Origin of the sequence: Saccharomonospora iraqiensis subsp. paurometabolica YIM 90007 (assembly GCF_000231035.2) — a bacterium.
GTDB lineage: Bacteria > Actinomycetota > Actinomycetes > Mycobacteriales > Pseudonocardiaceae > Saccharomonospora > Saccharomonospora paurometabolica.
In genome coordinates, this window is the sequence record NZ_KI912254.1 from 53,735 (window position 1) to 56,644 (window position 2,910).

Annotated in this window: 2 protein-coding genes and 1 pseudogene; 2 read left to right on the forward strand and 1 reads right to left on the reverse strand. The window is 73.7% G+C overall.

What is annotated here, in order from left to right; all coding sequences use genetic code 11:
• Positions 1-674 (forward strand): annotated as a pseudogene (locus SACPADRAFT_RS28595) (cobyric acid synthase); the annotation flags it as partial.
• A 162-nt stretch (positions 675-836) separates the two neighbouring features.
• Positions 837-2,228, forward strand: coding sequence for a mycothione reductase (locus SACPADRAFT_RS0218210; protein ID WP_007027114.1), 1,392 nt, complete (start codon positions 837-839; stop codon positions 2,226-2,228).
• A gap of 22 nt (positions 2,229-2,250) precedes the next feature.
• On the opposite strand, the gene SACPADRAFT_RS28600 is transcribed toward SACPADRAFT_RS0218210, so the two are convergent.
• Positions 2,251-2,910: MFS transporter (locus SACPADRAFT_RS28600; RefSeq protein WP_007027115.1), on the reverse strand; the 660-nt coding region annotated here is incomplete at its 5' end.

Consider the following 2,910-nt stretch of genomic DNA (forward strand, 5'->3'; position numbering starts at 1 on the left):
TGGCCGAACCCGGCGTCTCGGTGACCTTCACGGCCGACCCGGACACCGTGGCCGCGGCCGACCTCGCCGTCCTGCCCGGCACCCGGGCCACGGTGGACGACCTGGAGTGGCTGCGCCGCACCGGGATCGCCCGGGCGGTCGAACGCCGGGCGGAGGAGGGCCGCCCGGTGCTCGGTGTCTGCGGCGGCTGTCAGATGCTGACCGAGAAGATCGACGACGGCGTCGAGTCCGCCGCGGGGCGGGTGCCCGGCCTGGGGCTGGTGCCGCACTCGGTGCGGTTCACCGGGGACAAGACCCTGCGCACCCCGGAGGGCAGCTGGCGCGGGGAACGGGTGTCCGGCTACGAGATCCACCACGGCACGGTGGACGGTGCCCGCCCGGCGGAACCCTTCCTGCCCGGCGGGCGGCACGACGCGGTGTGGGCGACGATGTGGCACGGGTTGCTGGAGAACGACGGGTTCCGCCGCCGCTGGCTCACCGAGGTGGCCGAGCGGGCGGGCGTCGCGTGGCGGCCCGCGGACGCACCCGGATTCGCCGAGCGCCGGGAGCGGATGCTCGACACGCTCGCCGACGCGATCGACACCCACGTCGACACCGACGCCCTCGACACCCTGATCGACCGGGGTGTCCCGGACGGGCTGCCGCGCCTGGAGCTCACCCGGCATCCGGGGTGAGGCCCGGCGCGCGGTGCGGGAACAATGGTCCGGGCCGCGCTGTTGGCGCCCCCGGGAACGCGGGCACGCGCACTGTCGACCCCGCGACCCCGTCGACACCGTCGACACCGTCGACACCGTCGACACCGTCACCGACCGTCCGATTCGTCGAAAGGCCACACCGTGCCGCACTACGACCTCGTCATCGTGGGGACCGGATCGGGGAACTCGATCCTCGACCGGCGGTTCGCCGACCACAAGGTCGCGATCGTCGAGAAGGGCGTGTTCGGCGGCACCTGCCTCAACGTGGGCTGCATCCCCACGAAGATGTTCGTCCACCCCGCCGACCTGGCCGCCACGCCGGAGCACTCGGCACGCCTGGGCGTGGACACCGAGCTGCGCGGGGTGCGCTGGCGCGAGATCCGGGACCGGATCTTCGGCCGCATCGACACGATCGCCGAGGGCGGCCGCCGGTACCGGCACGAGCACGACGACAACGCGGGCGTGACGGTCTACGAGGGGCACGGCCGGTTCACCGGGCACAAGGAACTCACCGTCGAGCTCGCCGACGGGCCGGAGACCGTCACCGCCGACGAGTTCGTGCTCGCCGCGGGCGGACGCGCCGACATTCCCGACGTGCCCGGCCTGGACGAGGTCGACCACCACACCTCGGACACCGTGATGCGCCTCGACGAGCTCCCCGAGCGCGCGGTCATCCTGGGCAGCGGCTTCATCGGCGCCGAGTTCGCGCACGTGTTCGCCTCCTTCGGCGTCGACGTCACGGTGGTGGCGCGCTCCGGCGCACTGCTGCGCTCCGAGGACGACGACATCAGCGGACGGTTCACCGAGTTGGCCTCCCGCCGCTACGACGTGCGGCTGTCCCGCCGGGTCCTGCGCGCGCGGCGCACCGCCACGGGCACGGCGCTCGACCTGGAGGGCCCCGCGGGCCCGGAGACCGTCGAGGGCGACCTGCTGCTGGTGGCGACCGGCCGCAGGCCCAACTCCGACCTGCTCGACGTCGGCGCCACCGGGGTGTCCACGCTGCCCAGCGGCCACGTCGCCGTCGACGGACACCAGCGCACGAACGTGGACGGGATCTACGCCCTGGGCGACCTGTCCTCGCCGCACGAGCTCAAGCACGTCGCCAACCACGAGGCGCGGGTGGTGCAGCACAACCTGCTGCACCCGGACGAGCCGGTGGCCGCCGACCACCGGTTCGTGCCGCACGCGGTGTTCACCGCGCCGCAGATCGCCTCGGTGGGGCTCACCGAACGCGACGCCGCCGCACGGGGCGTGCCGTACGTGACGGCGACCCAGGGATACGGCGGCATCGCCTACGGGTGGGCGATGGAGGACGAGCACAGCTTCGCGAAGCTGCTCGCCGACCCGGAGACCGGCGCGCTGCTCGGCGCACACATCCTCGGTCCCCAGGCGCCCACGCTGCTCCAGCCGCTGATCCAGGCGATGAGCTTCGGCATCGACGCACGGTCGATGGCGCGGGGCCAGTACTGGATCCACCCCGCCATGCCGGAGCTGATCGAGAACGCCCTGTACGCGCTGCCCCTCGACGACTGACCGGCTCGCGGGCCGCCCGCGCTCACACGTACCGGGGACGACCGGCGAGCCAGCCGAACCCGATCTGCACCAGCAGCACCCCCAGCAGCATCGCGAACGGCACGGTCCAGTCGCCGGTGACGTCGTGCAGCAGGCCGAACAGGAACGGCCCGGCCGCGGCCAGCAGGTAGCCGAAGCCCTGCGCCATGCCGGACAGCGACGCCGTGTCGGTGCCGGTGCGGGCGCGCAGCGCGATCGTGGTCAGCGCCAGGGAGAACACGCTCATCCCGACGCCGACGAGCACCGACCACAGCAGCGGCGAGTACTCCGGCACGGTCATCAGCCCGAGCACCCCGGCGACCCCGAACGCCCCCAGCCCGGCGATCCAGCCGCTCTGGCTGCCCTGCCGGGCGGCGAGCGCGGGCACCACCAGACTCACCGGGATCCCGAGCAACGAGATCAGCCCGACCATCAGCCCCGCCTGCGTCCGGGACACCCCGGCGTCCATGAGGACCTGGGGCAGCCATCCCATGACGATGTAGGCCAGGCAGGCCTGGGAACCGAAGAACACGGTCACCACCCAGGCCAGCGGGCTGCGCAGCAGCGACCGCCGTGGGGCCTCCGCCGCCCCGGACACCGGGTCCCCGTCGTCCGGATCCGGGGCCCCGGGTGGACGGGCACGGCGCAGGACGGGCGCGCGGGC